The sequence below is a fragment of the Rhodococcus sp. (in: high G+C Gram-positive bacteria) genome, from assembly GCF_049591685.1.
Classification (GTDB): domain Bacteria; phylum Actinomycetota; class Actinomycetes; order Mycobacteriales; family Mycobacteriaceae; genus Rhodococcoides.
This window is the reverse complement of sequence record NZ_JBAWFH010000380.1, coordinates 1-3954: the sequence shown is the minus strand read 5'-3', so window position 1 is coordinate 3954 and position 3954 is coordinate 1. Positions and strand designations below refer to the sequence as shown.

Genomic DNA, 3954 nt, shown 5'->3' with positions numbered 1-3954 from the left:
GGCCTGAGGTCGCACGACTGACCCGCTCCCTCGTTCTTGTCGAACGCGAGAAGCCCTACGTCGCCGCAGCGCGCGTTCTCGGCCTGAGCCGCACCGCCATCCTGCTTCGCCACGTCGTCCCCAACATCATCAAGCAGGCTTCGCTCGTCGTGCTTCTGCTTCTCGCTCAGGCTGTTCTGCTGGAGAGTTCGCTGAGCTACCTCGGCGCGGGCCCTCAGCGTCCGTTCGCAACGTGGGGACGCATAATCTCCGACGGTCAGGACTACATCACCACCTCGTGGTGGATCGTCACCTGCACCGGCCTCATGATCGTGATCCTCGTGGTCGGGGTGAACCTGCTCGGCGACGGTCTTCGTGACCGACCGGCCCGATCCGTCCGGCGCGGCATGTTCGCCCGGTTCGACAAGAAAGGCGTCTGACTCATGGGGAACCTACTGAAAGTCGACGAGCTGCAGATCGAACTCGTCACCGACAAGGGCGTCATCCGCGCCGTCGACGGAGTCTCCTTCTGCATCGACGCCGGCGAGACCGTCACCATCATCGGCGAATCCGGCTCCGGCAAGTCGACCACGGCCATGGGCATTCTGGGTCTGCTTCCGACCGACCTGGCGGTGCTGTCGGGTTCTGTGATGTTCAAGGACGACGAAATCCTGGGCGAGGACAAAAAGCTGCGCCGCATCCGCGGTAAGCACATCGCCCTGATCCCGCAGGATCCGATGACGGCCTTGTCTCCGGTGCACACCATCGGCAGCCAGCTTCGCGAAGCTGTGCGCCACAGCGGTGTTTCGGGAAAGTCGAAACAGCTGACGCGCTGCGTCGAACTGCTCGAGCAGGTGCGCATTCCGGATCCGAGCGCACAGCTCGACAAATACCCGCACCAGATGTCCGGTGGCATGCTGCAACGTGTACTGATCGCGAGCGCTCTCGCGTCCGGACCCGAGCTGATCGTCGCCGACGAACCCACCAGCGCGCTGGACGTCACAGTGCAGGCCAGCATCCTCGACCTACTGCTCGAGTTACAGGAACGAACCGGAATCGGCATGCTCGTCATCACCCACGATCTGGGAGTGGCCAGACTCGTCTCGGATCGCATCTACGTCATGAAGAGCGGAGTCTTCGTCGAGGACGGCGGCGCCGAGGAACTCGTCGCAGCTCCCCAGAATCCCTACACGCGCGCACTGCTCGACGCGATCCCACATCTGGGGTCGTGGAACGAATCTCCCGAGAAGGTTGCGGTATGACCACACCACTGCTGTCCGTCGAAGACCTCGTCGTCGAATATCCCGTCGCCGACGGTGTCTTTCGCGCAGTCGACTCGGTGAGCTTCTCCGTCGACAAGGGCAAGACGCTCGCGGTCGTCGGAGAATCGGGGTGCGGGAAATCCACGATCGCGAAATCCATCGTCCGACTGCTCACGCCAACCTCCGGACGCATCGTGTTGGACGGTTCCGATATCTCCCAACTTTCGGAGAAGGCGCTGCGGCCGTTCCGTTCTCGGGTCCAGATGGTGTTTCAAGACCCGTACGGCTCCCTCGATCCGCATTTGACGGCGCTCGACATCGTCGGCGAGCCGCTGCGACTGCGAGGGATTCGAAGCAAGGCCGAACGAGCCGAAAAGGCTGCCAACCTCATCGATCAGGTCGGGTTGCCCGTGACAGCATGCAGTCGGCGTCCAGTCGAGTTCTCGGGCGGGCAGCGTCAGCGCATCGGAATTGCTCGTGCGCTCGCGTCCGGGCCCGAAGTACTGGTGTGCGACGAGGCGACGAGCGCACTCGACGTGTCGGTTCAAGCCCAGGTTCTGGATCTGTTGCGCGGGATCCAGCGCGACACAGGCCTGACTTACGTGTTCATCTCGCACAACCTCGGCGTCGTACGCGAGATCAGCGACACCGTCGTCGTCATGTCCAAGGGCCGCATCGTCGAACGAGGTGACACCGAAGAGGTGCTGACCCGCCCCAAACATACGTACACCAGGGCGCTGCGCGCTGCTGCGCTCGACCCCACCACGATGGTAGGAATCAAGCCGCGACACATAGTCTCTCGGCTCGCACCGACAACGGCAGGAGTGACTGCATGACCCCGCTCGACATCTCGCCCCTCGTCCTGGGAACCATGACATTCGGCGACACCGTCGACGCGTCCGGCGCGGCCAAGATGGTCGACGCCGCCCTCGACGCAGGTATCAACCACATCGACACCGCCAACGGATACGCGGGAGGCGAGTCGGAACGCATACTCGCCGGCCTATTGGCAACGCGCCGTGAGCAGGTGACCATTGCCACCAAGGCTGGAATGCCGAATTCGGACGCCGGTGAAAACAGTCCCCTGTCCCCGAAGGGGCTGCGCCTGAGCGTCGAGGCAAGTCTTCGACGCTTGGACACCGAGTACGTCGATCTCTTCTATCTCCATCAGCCGGATCGAGCCACGCCGTTGGCCGACACTCTCGCCACCGTGGCCGAACTCGTCGACGAGGGCAAGATACGCGCCTTGGGGGTGTCCAATTTCGCGGCGTGGCAGATCGGAGAGGCACGCCGTATCGCCGACGAGGTCGGAGCCCCCATGCCTGTCGTCGCCCAACAGCTCTACAACCTCCTGGCTCGTCGGATAGAGGAGGAGTACGTGGAATTCGCCGAGGTCACCGGCCTGATCACCATGGTGTACAACCCACTCGGTGGCGGACTGCTCACCGGCAAACACTCGCTCGAAGCCGAGCCCGCCGACGGTAGGTTCGGCGACTCACGCCTTGCCGCCATGTACCGCGAGCGCTATTGGAACACTGCGATCTTCGACGCGATCGCCCAACTGACGGCTGTTGCGAGCGACGCCGGGATGCCGCTGACAGAACTCGCCATGAGGTGGCTCGTGTCCAAACCCGCAACAGGCCCGATCCTGCTCGGCGGCTCGAAGGTCGAACACCTATTGGCGAATATCGACGCCATCGGCAACGGTCCGCTCGACGCCGACGTCGTCGCCGCGTGCGACGAAGTAGGCGCCGCGCTTCGTGGACCGATGCCGAACTACAACCGCTGAAAGGCCTTCTCATGTCTGCACAGGAATTCGCCGCTCGCGTTCGTAATCGAGAACGGATACTCGGCTACTGGTCCGTTATCGACAGTCCCGTCTCGACCGAATGGCTCGCGCATGTGGGGTGGGATTACATCGCCCTCGATCTCCAACACGGTCTGATCGGTTACTCCGGGATGCTTGCCGGTCTGACGGCGATCGACGCCGCCCACGGCCCCGCAGGGCTCGTCCGGGTCGAAGCCAACGACGCCACCCCGATCGGCCGGGCTCTCGACGCGGGGGCCTCGGGGGTCATCGTCCCGCTCGTGGACACGGCCACGGACGCTGCTGCTGCGGTTGCTGCTGCCACTTACCCGCCCGCGGGCATCAGGTCCTACGGGCCCATGCGCTCGCAGCTGCGAATCGGCCCGACCCCCGCGGACGCGAACAGGGATACTGTCGTGTTGGCGATGATCGAAACACCGCAGGGCCTCGCGAACGTCGAGGAGATCTGCGCGGTGCCCGGATTGGACGGGGTCTACGTCGGCCCTTCCGACCTACGTCTCGCTGTCGGCGGATCCTCTCCCTCTGATACCTCTGTCGACGACGAGTTCGAGGCCGCTCTGGCGCGAGTACAAAGATCCGCTGCAGCAGCTGGTATCGCCGCCGGCATACACACCCCATCGGGTGACGCGGCGGCCGCGCGCCTATCCGAAGGATTCACGTTGGCTACCGTCGCCTCCGACCTGACGCACCTGAGAGCAGCGTCGGCCGACCACCTGAAAGCCGCCCGCGGCTGAGGTAGCCGAGGGAAAAGGCCTCCAGTAGAGCTCCCCGCGTGCCGCTCACCAGCGTGACCCCGGATTCGAACCGACGAATCCGGGGTTTTCGCGTTGGTTGCACACCTCGAGCCATACGCCCGGCGGGCAGCTCCGAATACTCCGTATGCAG

The 3954-nt window shown here is 64.0% G+C and carries 5 protein-coding genes; all 5 read left to right on the top strand.

Annotated elements, in window-relative coordinates; translation table 11 throughout:
• Positions 1–419, top strand: a 419-nt coding sequence (locus tag WBQ44_RS15910; RefSeq protein WP_495567638.1) for an ABC transporter permease, incomplete at its 5' end; no start/stop codon positions are given.
• A 3-nt stretch (positions 420–422) separates the two neighbouring features.
• Positions 423–1241, top strand: a complete 819-nt coding sequence (locus tag WBQ44_RS15905; RefSeq protein WP_495567637.1) for an ABC transporter ATP-binding protein — start codon at positions 423–425, stop codon at positions 1239–1241.
• Positions 1238–2077 carry an ATP-binding cassette domain-containing protein gene (locus WBQ44_RS15900; RefSeq protein ID WP_495567636.1) on the top strand — a complete coding sequence of 280 codons (840 nt, stop codon included), beginning with the start codon at positions 1238–1240 and terminating at the stop codon, positions 2075–2077. Before WBQ44_RS15905 ends, WBQ44_RS15900 begins: the two co-directional genes overlap by 4 nt.
• Positions 2074–3030, top strand: a complete 957-nt coding sequence (locus WBQ44_RS15895) for an aldo/keto reductase (protein WP_495567635.1) — start codon at positions 2074–2076, stop codon at positions 3028–3030. Before WBQ44_RS15900 ends, WBQ44_RS15895 begins: the two co-directional genes overlap by 4 nt.
• An 11-nt stretch (positions 3031–3041) precedes the next feature.
• Positions 3042–3803 (top strand): HpcH/HpaI aldolase family protein, encoded by a 762-nt coding sequence (locus tag WBQ44_RS15890; protein WP_495567634.1) that lies wholly within the window; start codon positions 3042–3044, stop codon positions 3801–3803.
• Positions 3804–3954 lie beyond the last annotated feature (151 nt).

What these genes read in the sequence shown, in the direction of transcription:
- WBQ44_RS15905 (WP_495567637.1), top strand. Translation starts at nt 423, where the DNA reads ATGGGGAACCTACTGAAAGTCGACGAGCTGCAGATCGAACTCGTCACC.
- WBQ44_RS15900 (WP_495567636.1), top strand. Translation starts at nt 1,238, where the DNA reads ATGACCACACCACTGCTGTCCGTCGAAGACCTCGTCGTCGAATATCCC.
- WBQ44_RS15895 (WP_495567635.1), top strand. Translation starts at nt 2,074, where the DNA reads ATGACCCCGCTCGACATCTCGCCCCTCGTCCTGGGAACCATGACATTC.
- WBQ44_RS15890 (WP_495567634.1), top strand. Translation starts at nt 3,042, where the DNA reads ATGTCTGCACAGGAATTCGCCGCTCGCGTTCGTAATCGAGAACGGATA.